We start from the raw sequence: 15428 nt of genomic DNA on the forward strand, positions 1-15428 counted from the left end.
GAAGCCACCATGAGAATCGGAATGATCTGTCCCTATTCCTTCGACGTCCCGGGTGGTGTGCAGGCGCATGTCACCGAGCTCGCCGATGTTTTCATCGACCGCGGGCACGAGGTCAGCGTGCTGGCCCCGGCCGCTCGCGGTACCGCGCTGCCCGAGTACGTCGTCCGCGCCGGTCCGGCGCTGGCCATTCCGTACAACGGTTCGGTCTCGCGGGTGAACTTCAGCCCGAAAGGCTATCTGCGGCTTCGGCGTTGGATCGCCGAGAACGGATTCGACGTCTTGCACGTCCATGAGCCGAACTCGCCGAGCATCTCGATGCTGTCCTTGATGGTGGCATCGGGACCGATCGTCACTACCTTCCACACCGCGACGTCGAAGTCCCTGTGGCTCAGCGTCTTCCAGGGCATCCTCCGGCCGTATCACGAGCGCATCGCCGGCAAGATCGCGGTGTCGGAACTCGCGCGGCGCTGGCAGATGGAATCGCTGGGTTCTGATGCGGTGGAGATCCCCAACGGGATCAACGTCGGCGGTTTCGCCGACGCCACACCTCTGGAGGGATACCCCCATCCGGGTCGCACGATCCTGTTCCTCGGCCGCTTCGACGAACCGCGCAAGGGCATCGACATCCTGATGCGGGCGCTGCCGTCGGTGGTCGCGCAGTTCCCCGACGTGCGGGTGCTCGTCGTCGGCGGTGGCAACCAGGCGGCGCTGCGCCGTCGTGCCGGCGGGCTGGCCGATCACCTGGTCTTCCTCGGTCAGGTCGACGACGCCACCAAGGCGCGCGCCCTGGCCTCGGCCGACGTCTACTGCGCACCCAACCTCGGCGGCGAGAGCTTCGGCATCGTGCTCGTGGAGGCGATGGCGGCCGGTGCCGCGGTCATCGCCAGTTCACTGAACGCATTCCGCCGCGTTCTCGACGACGGCCGGGCAGGTCGTCTCGTGGAGACCGGATCGCCCGAGCAGCTCGCCGGCGGGATCATCGACCTGCTCTCCGACCCCGAGGCCCGCGAGCGGCTCGTCGCGGCGGGCCGGGTGCGCGCCGACAAGTACGACTGGTCGCGGGTGGCCGATCAGATCCTGCGTGTCTACGACACCGTCACCGTCGGAGCCGGGCCGGTCGTGGTGTCCGACTGATGGCCACCTGGATCGTCATCGGCGTCGTCGTCGTGCTCCTGGCTGCGGGCTGGGCCTACCACACGGCCAACAGACTCGACCGGCTCAACGTGCGTGTCGACCTCGCACGCCAGGCCCTCGAGGCCGGTCTGGATCGCCGTGCGGTGGTCGTGCGGGCCGTCGCCGCCGAGATGAGCGCCGCCGCCGAGAGTTCGCCCGGTACCACCGGTGACGATGTCGCCGCGGCAGCTCGGCAGCTGGCCGCGCTGGCCGATCGCGCCGAACGCGCCGCGCCGGAGGATCGCGAGGACGCCGAGAACGCGGTCTCCGTCGCGCTGGCCCGCACCGATCCGCGACGGCGCTCTCCCGCGCTGGTCGTCGAACTCGCCGACGCCGAGACGCGGGTTCTGATGGCGCGCCGTTTCTACAACGACGCCGTGCGCGACACCCGGGCCCTGGCGCAGCGTCGGCCCGTGCGCTGGTTGCGGCTCGGCGGGCACGCGGCCCCGCCGGAGTACTTCGAGATCATCGAGCGCGTCACCCCAGGCCAGACGGACTGATCCCTCGTGGGGTGCGATCCTGCTCTCACCTAGACTGAGCGCAGGACCGGCGCGGGGAGAACGCGGCAGGTCGAGACTGCTACGCGAGGAGATTTCTGTGAGTTCCAACGGCGCGACCGTTCCCGAGGTCGGCCAGGGCACCGCCCGGGTCAAGCGCGGCATGGCGGAGATGCTCAAGGGCGGCGTGATCATGGATGTGGTCACCCCTGATCAGGCCAAGATCGCCGAGGACGCCGGTGCCGTCGCCGTGATGGCTCTCGAACGCGTGCCGGCCGACATCCGCGCCCAGGGCGGCGTGTCCCGGATGAGCGACCCGGACATGATCGACGGGATCATCGCCGCGGTCTCGATCCCGGTGATGGCCAAGGCGCGTATCGGCCACTTCGTGGAGGCGCAGGTCCTGCAGAGCCTCGGTGTGGACTACGTCGACGAGTCGGAGGTCCTGACCCCGGCCGACTACGCCAACCACATCGACAAGTGGGCGTTCACCGTGCCGTTCGTGTGCGGTGCCACCAACCTCGGCGAGGCGCTGCGTCGTATCACCGAGGGCGCGGCGATGATCCGTTCCAAGGGTGAGGCCGGCACCGGTGACGTGTCCAACGCGACCACGCACATGCGCAGGATCCGCGACGAGATCCGCCGCCTGACCTCCCTGCCGAAGGACGAATTGTACGTCGCGGCAAAGGAATTGCAGGCTCCGTACGATCTCGTCGCCGAGGTCGCCGAGGCGGGCAAGCTCCCGGTCACGCTGTTCACCGCCGGTGGCATCGCGACGCCGGCCGACGCCGCGATGATGATGCAGCTCGGCGCCGAGGGTGTGTTCGTGGGCTCGGGAATCTTCAAGTCCGGCAACCCCGCACAGCGTGCGGCCGCCATCGTGGCGGCCACCACCTTCCACGACGATCCCGATGTGCTCGCCAAGGTCTCCCGCGGCCTCGGTGAGGCGATGGTCGGTATCAACGTCGACGAGATCCCGCAGCCGCACCGCCTCGCCGAGCGCGGCTGGTAATCCCATCGCCGGTGGTCACACCACCCGCACCGCCGCCGCGGCGCCCTCGGCCCAACACGCCCGACACCGAACAGTCGACATGCGTGGCGGGTCAGGGGCTCCGCGGCGGTAGTATCTGCTGATCATGGATGCGGCGACCATCGTTCGAGATGCCTCGGTCACAGGCACACACATCGTGGGTGAATTGCGGCTCGAGTGGACTGCCGCGTGCAACGTGGGCCGGGTCCGCGAGACCAATGAGGATGCGGCCCTGGCATTGCCGGGTCTGTACCTGATCGCCGACGGCATGGGTGGACACGACAGCGGGGAACTCGCGAGCGAGGCGGCGCTGCTCACCTTGTCCGAGGCGACCAGCGCGGGCGAGCTGAAGGCCACCCAGCTGCAGCTCGACGACCTGCTACTCGCCGCGCAGCGCCGCATCGGGGAGATCGACACCGAGACCGAGCGGCGTGCGGGCACCACCGCGACCGGGATCGTGCTCGTCACCCAGGACCAGAGCCCCCATTGGCTGGTGCTCAACATCGGGGACTCACGCACCTACCGCTATCAGAACGATTCGCTGCAACAGCTCACGACCGACCACTCGCAGGTCCAGGAATTCATCGACGCCGGCTTCCTGACGCCGGAACAGGCACGAACCGACCCGCGGCGCAACGTGATCACGCGCGCCCTCGGTGCCGGGATGGTCGACCCGATCGCCGACTATCGCAGCACCCCCGTCTTCCCGGGTGACGTGTTGCTGCTGTGCACCGACGGCCTCACCGGGGAACTGCCCGACGAGGAGATCGCCGACATCCTGCGCGACGCGTCGAATTCGCAGGAGGCGGCCGAGCGACTCGTCGACGCCGCTCTCGCCCTCGGCGCGCACGACAACGTCACCGTCATCGTCGTGACCGTCCACGAGTCGGTGCCCACCCTGACGATGCCCGCGCTCAACGGGGTGGCCGAGGACGAGGCCGCCGGGCACGCCCCGGCCGCCGATCCGAGCTGACCGGGGAGTTCCGATGACCGCAGGTCACGATCGATCGCCCGCGGCGTCGGCAGACCCGGGCGATCAGGGTCCGGCGGATTCCGGTCTGGACGCAGGCGCGACCTACGTCGACTACTGCGGTGAGCGCATCGCGCTCGACGCCGACCGGCGCTTCTTCATCGGTCGCGAGGCCGACCTGTCGATCGACGACAATCCCTATCTCCACCGGCGATTCCTGGTGATACACAACGAGAACGGCCTGTGGTGGCTGACCAACCTGGGCACGCACCTGTCCGCGAGCGTCTCGGCGGGCGACGTCGGGTTCTCGGCCACGCTTGGCCCCGGGGCCCGCATGCCGTTGGTCTTCGGGGAGACCACGATCGTGTTCACCGCGGGCCCCACCACCTACGAGCTGAGCGTCTTCGCCCGGGCGCCCCAGGTGAAGTCCGTGACGCGTCCGGAGTACAGCGGTGGTCGCACCACCCAGGGTGTGCCGACCCTGACCGAGAGCCAGAAGCTGCTCATCATCGTGCTGGCGGAGGAGATCCTGCGTCGTGAGGGCACCGGGGCGAGTGCGATTCCGTCGTCGGCTCAGGCCGCCCGGCGTCTCGGGTGGCCGCTGACCAAGTTCAACCGCAAGCTCGACAACGTCTGCGACAAGCTCGACCAGCTCGGCGTCAGCGGGATGCGTGCCGGTGGCGGCAAACTCGCCAGCAATCGCCGGACCAAGCTCGTCGAGTACGCGGTGTCGTCCCGCATCGTGACCCGGGCGGATCTCCCGCTCATCGACGCCGAGGCACAACGGAACGCCGCCGGCTGAAGCGGCCGTCAACGCAGGGCTGTGACCTGCGGTGTTCCCATGGGTAGTTCTCCCCATGGGCAGGGGAGTTCTCCCCATCGACCGACCGGCGAAACGCCCATAATCTTCTCCTCATCACCCGGGACGACCCGGGAGCAACCACCGGCTCGAATGAGTGAAGAGGAAGCACACATGACTGCGATCGCCCCCCAGGCTCCCCAGCACCGGCGTTCGGTCAGCGCTCGTCGGAGCGCGGAGGCCGCCGCCCGCCGTCAGGAGGCGCTTGCGCGGCTCGCCGCCCGCCGGATGCCGCTGCCGGGCCACCCGGTTGCGCCCGTCGGGCTCGGTTCCCGGCCCGGACATTCCCACCTGCGTCGTGTGGCGAGCACCCCGGTCGCCCCGGCAACCTCCGCACCGTCCGGCACGACGACCGACCGCGACAAGCCCAACCTCACCACCCGCGAGGTCGAGGTCCTGCGGACCTGGATGCTCGTCGACTCCAAACCCGCTGTGGCAGAACAGCTCTACATCTCGCTGGGTACGGTGAACACCCATCTCACCCGCATCCGTGCCAAGTACGCCGAGATCGGCCGTCCCGCACCCACCAAGGCCTCGCTGGTCGCACGGGCGATCCAGGACGGGATCATGACGCTCGAGGAGTTGTGAGCCGGCCGCCACGGACACGCGGGGCATATCCTCACCTGGGATGATCGCCGTGCCGCGCCGTGAGCGATACTGGTCGGCGTGGCAGCCATCGAGGACATTCTCCAGGTCGAGCAGATCGAAACCGACATCTACCGTGGCGGCGCGTTTCCCAGTCTCCTGCAACGCACCTTCGGGGGGCAGGTCGCCGGTCAGTCGCTGATGTCGGCGACCCGCACGGTGTCGGAGGAGTTCGACGTCCACTCCCTGCACGGATACTTCCTGCGACCGGGCAACCCGGACCGGCCCGCGGTGTTCCTCGTCGACCGCATCCGGGACGGACGGTCGTTCGTCACCCGGCGGGTGACCGGAATCCAGAACGGCGAGGCCATCTTCACGATGTCGGCGTCGTTCCACGTCCGCACCGATGAGGGTCTCGAACACCAGGACCGCATGCCCCCGGTGCCGCAACCCGGCGAACTCAACGACCGCCTCGACAACCTCGCCGAGGAGGAACAGGTGGTCTTCAAGGAATGGCGCAACTTCGATCTGCGCATCGTGCCGCCCGAGATGCTGGTCACCTCACCGTATTTCGCCGCCCAGCAGCGTGTCTGGTTCCGGTACCGCCACAGCTTGCCCGAGGACACCGTCTTCCACGTCGGCACGCTGGCCTACATGAGCGACATGACCCTGCTCGGGTCGTCGCGGGTGCCGCATCCCGACGCCGAGGCCCAGACCGCCTCCCTCGACCACGCCATGTGGTTCATGCGGCCGTTCCGCGTCGACGAATGGCTGCTCTACGACCAGACGTCCCCCTCGGCCGGCGCGGGGCGGGCACTGACGCAGGGCCGCATCTTCGATCTCCAGGGGCGCCTGGTCGCCGCCGTGACGCAGGAGGGCCTGGCCCGGACCGGGCGTGCCCTGCCTGCCGATCAGCACGCCCGGACCGATCGGTGAGCGGCGCGCGACGACCACGGATCGGCGTTCTGGCACTCCAGGGCGACGTCCGCGAGCATGTGCACGCCCTCGAGGCCAGCGGAGCCGACGCTCGCCCCATCCGCCGGCCGGCCGAACTCGACGAGATCGACGGCATCGTCATCCCCGGTGGCGAGTCGACGACGATGAGCAAGCTGCTGGGCATCTTCGAGCTGTACGACCCGCTCGCGGAGAAGTTGTCCGACGGCCTGCCCGCGTACGGGTCGTGCGCCGGGATGATCATGCTGGCATCGACCATCCTGGACACGCGGCCCGATGCCCGGCACCTCGACGCGCTCGACATCACGGTGCGCCGCAACGCTTTCGGACGTCAGGTCGAGAGCTTCGAGACGGATCTGGAGTTCGCCGGAATCACCGACGCCGACGACGCCGACCCGATGCGTGCGGTCTTCATCCGCGCGCCGTGGGTGGAATCGGTCGCGCCAGGGGTCGAGGTTCTCGCGCGTGTTCCCGAAGGTCCGGCGCGGGGACGCATCGTCGCGGTACGACAGGGTGACGTACTCGCCACGTCGTTTCACCCGGAAGTGACCGGGGACAGACGCGTACATGAATACTTCGTGGAGATGGTGCGTCGGTAGGATCGTGCCGACACAGACGTAGAAACGCGCTCCCGACACGAGTCGGGGGTAACCGACCTCAAGAGGTATCAGGAGCGCCGGATGCGGGCCGCGGGCCCCGTCGCACGTCCCGGCGCCGGGAAAGGAATCGACGGACATGAGCGGCCACTCCAAATGGGCCACGACCAAGCACAAGAAGGCGGCCATCGACGCCAAGCGCGGCAAGATGTTCGCCAAGCTGATCAAGAACATCGAGGTGGCGGCGCGCACCGGTGGTGGCGATCCGTCGGGAAACCCGACGCTGTACGACGCGATCCAGAAGGCCAAGAAGTCCTCGGTCCCCAACGACAACATCGAGCGCGCGCGAAAGCGCGGCGGCGGTGAAGAAGCCGGTGGCGCCGACTGGCAGACCATCATGTACGAGGGTTACGGCCCCAACGGCGTCGCGGTCCTCATCGAGTGCCTCACCGACAACCGCAACCGCGCCGCGGGCGAGGTCCGCACGGCGATGACCCGCAACGGCGGGAACATGGCCGACCCGGGCTCGGTGTCGTACCTGTTCACCCGCAAGGGCGTCGTCACGCTCGAGAAGAACGGGCAGTCCGAGGACGACGTCCTCATGGCTGTGCTCGACGCGGGCGCCGAGGAGGTCACCGACCTCGGTGACAGCTTCGAGATCGTCAGCGAGCCCGGCGACCTCATCGCGGTGCGCAGTGCACTGCAGGAAGCCGGTATCGACTACGACTCCGCCGAGGCCAGCTTCCGCGCCTCGGTCGAGGTCGCCGTCGACGCCGACGCTGCGCGCAAGGTGTTCAAGCTGATCGACGCCCTCGAGGACTCCGACGACGTCCAGAACGTCTACAGCAACGTCGACATCAGCGACGAGGTGCTCGCCGAGCTCGAGGACGACTGACGCGCCGGAGAACAGGTCCCGGTGTGTTGATCACCGGGGTTGTCCGCCCGCCCCGATAGGATCTCGAACAACTGTTCGTAAAGTGTTCGCAGATGCCTGGGAGGGTACGAGTGCGCGTCATGGGCGTCGATCCGGGTCTGACCCGGTGCGGAATCGCGCTGGTCGAATCCGGTCGCGGCAGATCGGTGACCGCACTCGACGTGGACGTGGTGCGCACGCCGAGCGACATGGACCTCGCCGAGCGATTGCTCGCGATCTACACCTCGGCGTGTCACTGGCTCGACGTCCACCAGCCCGATGTGGTGGCGATCGAGCGCGTGTTCGCGCAGAACCAGGTGTCGACGGCGATGGGCACCGCCCAGGCCGGCGGCGTGATCGCGCTGGCGGCGAGTCAGCGTGGGGTCCCGGTGCGTTTCCACACCCCGTCGGAGGTGAAGGCGGCGGTGACCGGCAGCGGGCGTGCCGACAAGGCCCAGGTCACCGCGATGGTCACGCGCATCCTCGGGATGCAGACCAAGCCGAAGCCCGCCGACGCCGCCGACGCCCTGGCGCTCGCGATCTGTCATTGCTGGCGTGGCCCGATGATGGAGCGGATGGCCGCTGCACAGAAACAGGCCGACGTGGCCGCCGCGAAACATCGCGCGCGGGTGGCCCAGGTACGAGAGGGGAGTCGCGCATGATCGCATCAGTCCGCGGTCCGGTACTCGAGGTCGCCCTCGACCACGCCGTGATCGATTGCGCCGGAGTCGGTTACCGAGTTCTCGCGACACCGGCCACGCTGTCCCGGCTGCGTCGCGGGGACGAGGCCACCCTGCTGACGTCGATGATCGTCCGCGAGGACTCGATGACGCTGTACGGGTTCACCGAACCCGACGCCCGGGCCCTGTTCGCGTTGTTGCAGACCGTCACCGGCGTGGGTCCGCGCCTGGCGATGGCCACCCTCGCCGTCCTCGAACCCGACGCCCTGCGCCGTGCCCTCGCCGAATCCGACACCAAGTCGCTCACCTCGGTCCCGGGGATCGGCAAACGCGTCGCCGAGCGACTCTGCGTCGAACTGCGCGACAAGGTGGACCGTCCGGCGGGCGAACCGTCGAGCGGCATCGTCGCGGTCGGCGGGATTCGCGAACAGGTCGCCGAGGCCCTCGTCGGCCTCGGCTTCACCGCGGGCCCGGCCGAGAAGGCGGTCACCGCGGTGCTCGCCGAGAACCCCGACGCCGACGCCTCCACTGCGTTGCGGCACTCGTTGTCGCTGCTCGGCAAGGCGTCGTAGATGTCCGGTCATCTCGGGGACTTCGGCGGGCCGGACGATTCCGACGACCGGGACGTCAGCGCGACGCCCGTCCGCTCCGACGGCGACCTCGACGCCGGGCTGCGGCCCAAGTCGCTCGCCGACTTCATCGGGCAGCCGCGCGTCTGCGAACAGCTCGAGCTCGTCCTGCACGGGGCCAAGGGGCGCGGCGGCACGCCGGACCACATCCTGTTGTCGGGGCCGCCCGGGCTCGGCAAGACCTCCCTCGCGATGATCATCGCCTCCGAGATGGGTGCGGCGATCCGCGTCACGTCGGGTCCGGCGCTCGAACGGGCGGGCGACCTCGCCGCGATGCTGTCGAACCTCGTCGAGGGTGACGTGCTGTTCATCGACGAGATCCACCGCATCGCCCGGCCGGCCGAGGAGATGCTCTACCTGGCGATGGAAGATTTCCGCGTCGACGTGGTGGTCGGCAAGGGTCCCGGGGCGACGTCGATCCCGCTCGACGTCGCGCCGTTCACCCTCGTCGGTGCGACCACACGATCGGGGTCCCTGACCGGACCGTTGCGTGACCGGTTCGGTTTCACCGCGCACATGGAGTTCTACGAACCCGCCGACCTCGTCCGGGTGTTGCACCGCTCGGCCGGCATCCTCGGCATGGAGTTGCGCGGTGACGCCTCCCAGGAGATCGCGCGCCGGTCCCGGGGCACGCCACGAATCGCCAACCGGCTGCTGCGCCGCGTCCGCGACTACGCCGAGGTCCGCGGCGACGGTTCCATCGACGTCGACATCGCGCGCGCGGCGCTCGCGGTCTACGACGTCGACGAACTCGGCTTCGACCGTCTCGACCGCGCCGTCCTCGGCGCCCTGATCAGGGCATTCGGCGGGGGACCGGTCGGGGTGTCCACGCTGGCGGTGGCCGTCGGCGAGGAACCGGCCACCGTCGAGGAGGTCTGCGAACCGTTCCTCGTGCGCGCGGGGATGATCGCGCGCACCCCCCGGGGCCGGGTCGCCACCGCGGCCGCCTGGCACCACCTCGGACTCACACCACCCGCCGGTGCGTTGAACGCGACCTTCGGCGTGCGGCCGCGTGAGGTCGAGACCGGGTCGATGTTCGACGATCTCTGACGGCCCCGGTGACCGCGCCGAACCAATTCAGCACCACCTGCGGGAATGCTTCCGGCCGCGGACGTGGCACACTGTGTACAGCACAGCTGAGCTGATCAGCTCCTTGCGCCATGCGCTGGGGGACGTTCCTCACGCTGTACACCCCGAAACAACAAAGGACTGACTCTCACTCATGGATGCTCTGCTCTTCCCCCTCCTTCTGGCTCTGTTGGCCGGATTCATGTTCCTCTCGATGCGGAAGCAGAAGAAGCGCATGGCCGAGACGCAGGACATGCAGAACTCCGTGTCCACGGGTACGCGCGTGCAGCTGACCTCGGGCCTGTTCGGCACCATCATCGACGCCACCTCGCCCGACGTGGTCGACGTCGAGATCGCCACCGGCGTGGTCACCCGCTGGAACCGGCTGGCCGTCATGCGCATCGTGACCACCGAGGAGGCGGCCGCCACCTACCCGGGTCACGTCGCACCGGAGGCCGACCTCGATTCCGACTACTCCGACACCGACTACTCGGGTTACTCCGACAGCAGCGATTCGGTGAGCCTGGACAAGCCGGCCGACGACTCGCGCGAGAACGACAAGTAAGAGAACGACACGTAGACGGACCCGCACTGTGACGCCCTTCGCGTCGCGGTGCACCGTCGACCCCCGCCGGACCCGCGATGTCCCGGCGTGGTCGAGCGCGCCGAATGGTGCGCGGGCCATCGGGGGGTCGGCGGGTCAGGCCGCCGAGTCGTTCTCGGCCGGTTGATGCGCCCAAAGGAGACCTGAACAGCTGTGACAACTCCTCGTTCGACTGCAGGGAAGGGCCCGTCGGGAAAGGGCCGGACTGCAGGGAAGGCCCGCGCGGCCAAACGATCACGGCCGAGTCGCGAGATCCCGCCGTGGCGGCCGCTCGTGGCCTTCCTCGGTCTCCTCGCCCTGGTCTACGGACTCATCTACTTCACCGGCCCGCAGACGCTCGAACCCAAACTGGGCATCGACCTGCAGGGCGGTACGCGAGTGACGCTGACCGCCCGCACCGAGGACGGCAAGGAGCCGACCCGCGAGCAGCTCGACCAGGCCAAACAGATCATCGAGCAGCGAGTGAACGGCCTCGGCGTCTCTGGCTCCGAAGTAGTCACCAACGGCAACAACCTGGTGATCACCGTGCCCGGCCAGGACGGCGCCCAGGCCAAGTCGCTGGGCCAGACCGCTCGCCTCTACGTGCGGCCGGTGGTGGGTCAGCCGGTGATGGCGACGCCGCAGCCGCCGAAACCCGAGGGCGCCGACGGCACCGACGAGCAGACCAACGCCATGCCCACCGAGGCGGCCGCCGCGGCCATCGCCGAGCAGCGCAAGCTGCGTCAGGCGCCTGCCGACGCGACCGAGCAGCAGCTGAGCGCCCTGCAGCAGCAGATGGCCAAGATGGACTGTTCACCCACGTCCAACGACCCGTTGCTGGGCAACGATCTCCCCGACCAATATCTGGTGGCGTGTTCCACCGACGGTTCCGAGGTCTATCTCCTCGGCCCACAGATCATCGACGGCCGCGACATCAAGACCGCCTCGGCCGGCACCGATCCGCAGACCGGCGAGTGGATCGTGACGCTGGAGTTCGAGGGCAAGGCCGCGTCGTTCTGGCCCAAGTACACCGCCGAGCAGGCCGCCAACCGGACCCAGACAGCGTTCACGCTCGACTCGCGGGTCGTCTCCGCCCCGGCGATCAACGAGCCGATCCCCGGTGGGCAGACGCGGATCAGCGGCGGTAGCGCCAGCCCGTTCACCGAGTCGTCGTCCAATGAGCTCGCGAACGTGCTGAAATACGGTTCGCTGCCGCTGTCCTTCACCGCCTCGGATGCCGAAACAGTGTCTGCGACACTGGGTCTCGCGTCACTCAAGGCAGGACTGATCGCCGGCCTGGTCGGTCTGATCGCCGTCTTCATCTACGCGCTGGCCTACTACCGGATGTTGGGCATCCTCACGATGCTCTCCCTTGTCCTGGCCGGTGCGATGGTCTACGGCATCATCGTGCTGCTCGGACGCTGGATCGGGTTCACCCTCGACCTCGCGGGCATCGCGGGCCTCATCATCGGTATCGGCATGACCGCCGACTCCTTCGTCGTCTACTTCGAACGCATCAAGGACGAGATGCGTGAGGGACGAAGTTTCCGGTCGGCCGTGCCACGCGGCTGGGTCTCGGCCCGGCGCACCATCTGGTCGGGTAACGCGGTCAGCTTCATCGCCGCCGCGGTGATCTACATCCTCGCCATCGGTGAGGTCCGCGGCTTCGCGTTCACCCTGGGACTGACGACCATCCTCGACGTCATGGTGGTGTTCCTCGTGACGCATCCGCTGGTGGTGCTGGCCAGCCGGTCGTCGTTCCTGTCGAAGCCGAGCGTCAACGGCCTCGGCGCCATCAGCGAGGTGGCGCGCCGGCGTCGCGTCGCGGCCCGTCAACAGGGCGCGGCTGCCGGCGACGGCGTTTCGCTCGACAAGGAGGCCGTCGGTGCGAACGGCTCCACCCGCGAGAAGGGCACGGTGTGATGACCGAACCGGACAACAAGGCCCCCGCCGACAAGGCTCCCGACAGCAAGGGTTCGGCCACCGCGGTGCTCGACGCCGACGCAGGTCCGCACGGTAGCGACGCCGATTTCGTCGGCGATTCCGAGCGCTCGTTCTTCTCACGGCTCTACACCGGTACGGGTGCCTTCGAGATCGTCGGCCGCCGGCGCATGTGGTACGCCATCACCGCCGCGATCCTGCTGGTGTGCATCGCATCGATCGCGATCCGCGGTTTCACCTTCGGCATCGACTTCGAGGGCGGCACCCAGATGTCGGTACCCGTGGTGTCCTCCGAGGTCACCGCCGATGCCGTCGAAGAGGTCGTGGCCGCCACGCTCGGCGAGGGGCCGGAATCGGTCCAGACCGCAGGCTCCGGCGGCAGTCAGACCGTGCAGGTCCGCACCGAGACGCTCGATCTGGTCCAGGCCGAGTCGGTGTCCCGCGCGCTGTCAGACCGGTTCGGTCCCGCGCTGGCGCCCGCCGAGATCAGCATCTCCGACGTCAGTTCGACGTGGGGACGTGAGATCACCGAGAAGATGATCCTCGCCCTCGCCGTGTTCCTGGTGATCGTCTTCGTCTACATCGCGGTGCGTTTCGACCGTGAGATGTCGCTCGCAGCCATGGCGTCGTTGTTCTTCGACATCGTGTGCACCGCGGGTGTCTACTCGCTGGTGGGCTGGGAGGTCACCCCGGCGACGATCATCGGTCTGCTCACCATCCTCGGGTTCTCCCTGTACGACACGGTCGTCGTGTTCGACAAGATCGCCGAGAACACCCGCTCGGTGCTGCAGACCAGCCGGCGTACCTACGCCGAGCAGGCCAACCTGGGCATCAACCAGACCCTGATGCGCTCGATCAACACCACCGTCATCTCGGTGTTGCCGATCATCGCGCTGATGATCATCGCGGTGTGGCTGCTCGGGGTCGGCACGCTGAAGGACCTCGGCCTGATCCAGCTGGTCGGTGTCATCGTCGGCGCCTACTCGTCGATCTTCCTGGCGGCGCCGCTGCTGGTGACCCTGAAGGAACGCCGTCCCGACATCGCCCGCCACACCGAGAAGGTGCGCACGCGTCGGCTGGCGATCGAGACCGGCACGGTTCCGGTCGACGACCCGCGCCCGGTGCGGGGCCGTCGCCGGGCTGCCGTCGCCGCCACGGACGACGCCGACCGCGCGGTCCCGACCGGCAAACGCCGGCGCAACCGCTAGTCTCTGGGACGTGATCGTCAGGCGCCGGGAGTTCGACAGGATTCTGAGCCTCGTGGTCGGCCTGGTGGTGGCCGCAGGCCTGCTGACGGCCTGCGGCGACGACGGGCCGCCCACCATCGACTACGTGGTCGACGCGCGGATCACGTCGTACAACGCGAACACGGTGGACGGCAACGCCGACGGCGTGCTCATGGCGACCGGCAGGCTGCTGCCCGGGTTCAGCCTGATCGGGCCCGCGGGCCAGGTCATCCCGGATCGCGACGTCGGGACCGTCACCCGCGAGGCGGGTCGCCCCACGACGCTGCGCTACGAGTTCACGCCGGAAGCGGCCTTCAGCGACGGTGTCGCGCTCGACTGCGACGACCTGCTGCTGGCCTGGGCCGCCATGAGCGGACGCCTCCCCGGATTCGCCCCGGCCACCACGGCCGGGTACCGCGACATCGAGTCGGTCGACTGCGCGGCCGGCGAGAAGGCCGCGACCGTGACGTTCGCGCCCGGCCGCGAGTACCGCGACTGGTTGTCGCTGTTCGGCGCGGGCACGTTGATGCCCGCACACATCGTGGCCGGTGACGCCGGCGTCGCCGACGTCGTCGACCCCATCCGGGCGATGGACCGCGCGGCGATCGCACGGATCGCGGAGTCCTGGAACACCGGTTTCGACCTCATCTTCGGTCCGGTGGACCATGCTCGGTTCCCGTCGTCGGGTCCGTACCGGATCGACCGCTATTCACGCTCGGGCGGGCTGGTGCTCGTGGCCAACGAGTCGTGGTGGGGCGATCGGCCGGAGACCTCCCGCATCGTCGTCTGGGGGCGCGGGACCGACGCCACCCGCAGACTGCCCGACGGGCGTTTCGACGTCGTGGACGTCACCACGGGAATGATCGACGGCGACATCGCCGGCACGGCCGGGTCGTCGGGTCCGCCCTCACCGGCCCGGGCGCTGGGCGTCGAGGAGATCGTGCTGTCGGGGCGCGGCGTCTTCGGGGACCTCCGGATGCGACGCGCCTTCGCCTCGTGCCTGCCGCGCAGCGACCTCGCCCGCGACTTCGGTGGCGGGGCCCAGGTGTGGAACCTGCGCGTGCAGTCGCCGGCCGACAACCTGGCCGGTCAGATGAACACCGAGTTCGGGCAGGACTACCAGCGTCCCGACATCGAGCGGGCGCGGTCACTGGTCCGTGCGGCCACCGGGCAGGGCGCGGACACCGGGGAGACCTCGGCCACCTCGGCCGCGCTGCAACCCCGCACGGTCCGGATCGGATATCTCGCGCCCACACTGCGATGGGAGCGGATGGTCGGGGCGATCGCGGCGTCGTGTCGGGGGGCCGGGTTCATCGTCGAGGACCTCTCGAAGCCGGACATGTCGCCGGGCGCGCTCGGCAAGGACGTGGACGCGTTGATCGTGGCCGGGGGAGCATCGTTCGCCTCCGCCGGGGCCGCCGATCCCAGCCGGGACGCGTACGCCCTGCGCGGCGGTGACCCTCTCAACCTCTCCGGGACGCGGGAGCCCCAGGTCAGTCGCGGCGTCGATCAGTACGCCGTCACGGTGTCGGCTCCGGACCGGCTGCGACTGGCCCGGTCGATCGAGAACGCCGCCTGGTCGACGATGCCGTCGGTCCCCCTGTTCGCGGCACCACGCACCCGGCAGTGGAAGGATCGGGTCGGCAACGTGGCGGCCGGACTGGGCCGCAACGGCACCGGATGGAACATGGATCGATGGACGATCCGCGAATGAGCACAGCAGG

At 68.9% G+C, this 15428-nt stretch carries 16 protein-coding genes; all 16 read left to right on the plus strand.

Translation table 11 applies throughout. The features are described from left to right. The first annotated feature begins 9 nt into the window (after window positions 1–9). The 16 genes from H1R19_RS11060 to H1R19_RS11135 all read left to right on the plus strand — a co-directional run bounded on the left by H1R19_RS11060 (window position 10) and on the right by H1R19_RS11135 (window position 15418). Window positions 10–1134, plus strand: coding sequence for a glycosyltransferase family 4 protein (locus H1R19_RS11060; protein WP_188329178.1), 1125 nt, complete (start codon window positions 10–12; stop codon window positions 1132–1134). After that, window positions 1134–1673 (plus strand): LemA family protein, encoded by a 540-nt coding sequence (locus H1R19_RS11065; RefSeq protein ID WP_188329179.1) that lies wholly within the window; start codon window positions 1134–1136, stop codon window positions 1671–1673. Before H1R19_RS11060 ends, H1R19_RS11065 begins: the two co-directional genes overlap by 1 nt. Before the next feature lie 97 nt (window positions 1674–1770). Further along, window positions 1771–2682: a pyridoxal 5'-phosphate synthase lyase subunit PdxS gene (gene pdxS / locus H1R19_RS11070; RefSeq protein WP_188329180.1), complete on the plus strand. Its 912-nt coding sequence runs from the start codon at window positions 1771–1773 to the stop codon at window positions 2680–2682. A 124-nt stretch (window positions 2683–2806) separates the two neighbouring features. Then, a complete protein-coding gene (locus H1R19_RS11075; RefSeq protein ID WP_188329181.1) occupies window positions 2807–3673 on the plus strand; it encodes a PP2C family protein-serine/threonine phosphatase in 867 nt (288 codons plus the stop codon). Between the two features lie 13 nt (window positions 3674–3686). Then, window positions 3687–4472, plus strand: coding sequence for a hypothetical protein (locus H1R19_RS11080; protein ID WP_219851433.1), 786 nt, complete (start codon window positions 3687–3689; stop codon window positions 4470–4472). A 171-nt stretch (window positions 4473–4643) separates the two neighbouring features. Continuing rightward, a complete protein-coding gene (locus H1R19_RS11085) occupies window positions 4644–5117 on the plus strand; it encodes a helix-turn-helix transcriptional regulator (protein ID WP_219851434.1) in 474 nt (157 codons plus the stop codon). A 78-nt stretch (window positions 5118–5195) separates the two neighbouring features. Continuing rightward, entirely contained in the window at window positions 5196–6050 is an 855-nt protein-coding gene (locus H1R19_RS11090; RefSeq protein WP_188329184.1) for an acyl-CoA thioesterase, read from the plus strand. After that, window positions 6047–6667 (plus strand): pyridoxal 5'-phosphate synthase glutaminase subunit PdxT, encoded by a 621-nt coding sequence (pdxT, locus tag H1R19_RS11095; RefSeq protein ID WP_219851435.1) that lies wholly within the window; start codon window positions 6047–6049, stop codon window positions 6665–6667. Before H1R19_RS11090 ends, pdxT begins: the two co-directional genes overlap by 4 nt. 136 nt (window positions 6668–6803) lie before the next feature. Beyond that, window positions 6804–7559, plus strand: a complete 756-nt coding sequence (locus H1R19_RS11100; RefSeq protein ID WP_188329186.1) for a YebC/PmpR family DNA-binding transcriptional regulator — start codon at window positions 6804–6806, stop codon at window positions 7557–7559. A gap of 110 nt (window positions 7560–7669) precedes the next feature. After that, on the plus strand, window positions 7670–8239 hold the full coding sequence (gene ruvC / locus H1R19_RS11105; protein WP_219851595.1) for a crossover junction endodeoxyribonuclease RuvC: 570 nt from the start codon (window positions 7670–7672) through the stop codon (window positions 8237–8239). After that, on the plus strand, window positions 8236–8829 hold the full coding sequence (gene ruvA, locus H1R19_RS11110; protein WP_219851436.1) for a Holliday junction branch migration protein RuvA: 594 nt from the start codon (window positions 8236–8238) through the stop codon (window positions 8827–8829). Before ruvC ends, ruvA begins: the two co-directional genes overlap by 4 nt. Continuing rightward, the gene (ruvB, locus tag H1R19_RS11115; RefSeq protein ID WP_188329189.1) at window positions 8830–9936 is read left to right on the plus strand and encodes a Holliday junction branch migration DNA helicase RuvB; all 1107 of its coding nucleotides are present in this window, start codon (window positions 8830–8832) and stop codon (window positions 9934–9936) included. A 172-nt stretch (window positions 9937–10108) separates the two neighbouring features. Then, window positions 10109–10519 carry a preprotein translocase subunit YajC gene (gene yajC / locus H1R19_RS11120; RefSeq protein WP_219851437.1) on the plus strand — a complete coding sequence of 137 codons (411 nt, stop codon included), beginning with the start codon at window positions 10109–10111 and terminating at the stop codon, window positions 10517–10519. A gap of 192 nt (window positions 10520–10711) precedes the next feature. Next, entirely contained in the window at window positions 10712–12460 is a 1749-nt protein-coding gene (gene secD / locus H1R19_RS11125; RefSeq protein WP_188329191.1) for a protein translocase subunit SecD, read from the plus strand. Beyond that, window positions 12460–13686: a protein translocase subunit SecF gene (gene secF / locus H1R19_RS11130; protein ID WP_219851438.1), complete on the plus strand. Its 1227-nt coding sequence runs from the start codon at window positions 12460–12462 to the stop codon at window positions 13684–13686. The genes secD and secF overlap by 1 nt, the downstream gene beginning before the upstream one ends. A 10-nt stretch (window positions 13687–13696) precedes the next feature. After that, window positions 13697–15418 (plus strand): ABC transporter substrate-binding protein, encoded by a 1722-nt coding sequence (locus H1R19_RS11135; RefSeq protein WP_219851439.1) that lies wholly within the window; start codon window positions 13697–13699, stop codon window positions 15416–15418. The last annotated feature ends 10 nt before the right edge of the window (window positions 15419–15428 follow it).

Origin of the sequence: Gordonia jinghuaiqii (assembly GCF_014041935.1) — a bacterium.
Lineage (GTDB): Bacteria > Actinomycetota > Actinomycetes > Mycobacteriales > Mycobacteriaceae > Gordonia > Gordonia jinghuaiqii.

Bases quoted from the DNA above. Each gene is read 5' to 3' on its own strand.
- H1R19_RS11075 (WP_188329181.1), top strand. From the start codon at position 2,807: ATGGATGCGGCGACCATCGTTCGAGATGCCTCGGTCACAGGCACACAC.
- yajC (WP_219851437.1), top strand. From the start codon at position 10,109: ATGGATGCTCTGCTCTTCCCCCTCCTTCTGGCTCTGTTGGCCGGATTC.
- H1R19_RS11085 (WP_219851434.1), top strand. From the start codon at position 4,644: ATGACTGCGATCGCCCCCCAGGCTCCCCAGCACCGGCGTTCGGTCAGC.
- H1R19_RS11100 (WP_188329186.1), top strand. From the start codon at position 6,804: ATGAGCGGCCACTCCAAATGGGCCACGACCAAGCACAAGAAGGCGGCC.
- ruvA (WP_219851436.1), top strand. From the start codon at position 8,236: ATGATCGCATCAGTCCGCGGTCCGGTACTCGAGGTCGCCCTCGACCAC.
- H1R19_RS11060 (WP_188329178.1), top strand. From the start codon at position 10: ATGAGAATCGGAATGATCTGTCCCTATTCCTTCGACGTCCCGGGTGGT.
- H1R19_RS11080 (WP_219851433.1), top strand. From the start codon at position 3,687: ATGACCGCAGGTCACGATCGATCGCCCGCGGCGTCGGCAGACCCGGGC.
- secF (WP_219851438.1), top strand. From the start codon at position 12,460: ATGACCGAACCGGACAACAAGGCCCCCGCCGACAAGGCTCCCGACAGC.
- ruvB (WP_188329189.1), top strand. From the start codon at position 8,830: ATGTCCGGTCATCTCGGGGACTTCGGCGGGCCGGACGATTCCGACGAC.
- H1R19_RS11065 (WP_188329179.1), top strand. From the start codon at position 1,134: ATGGCCACCTGGATCGTCATCGGCGTCGTCGTCGTGCTCCTGGCTGCG.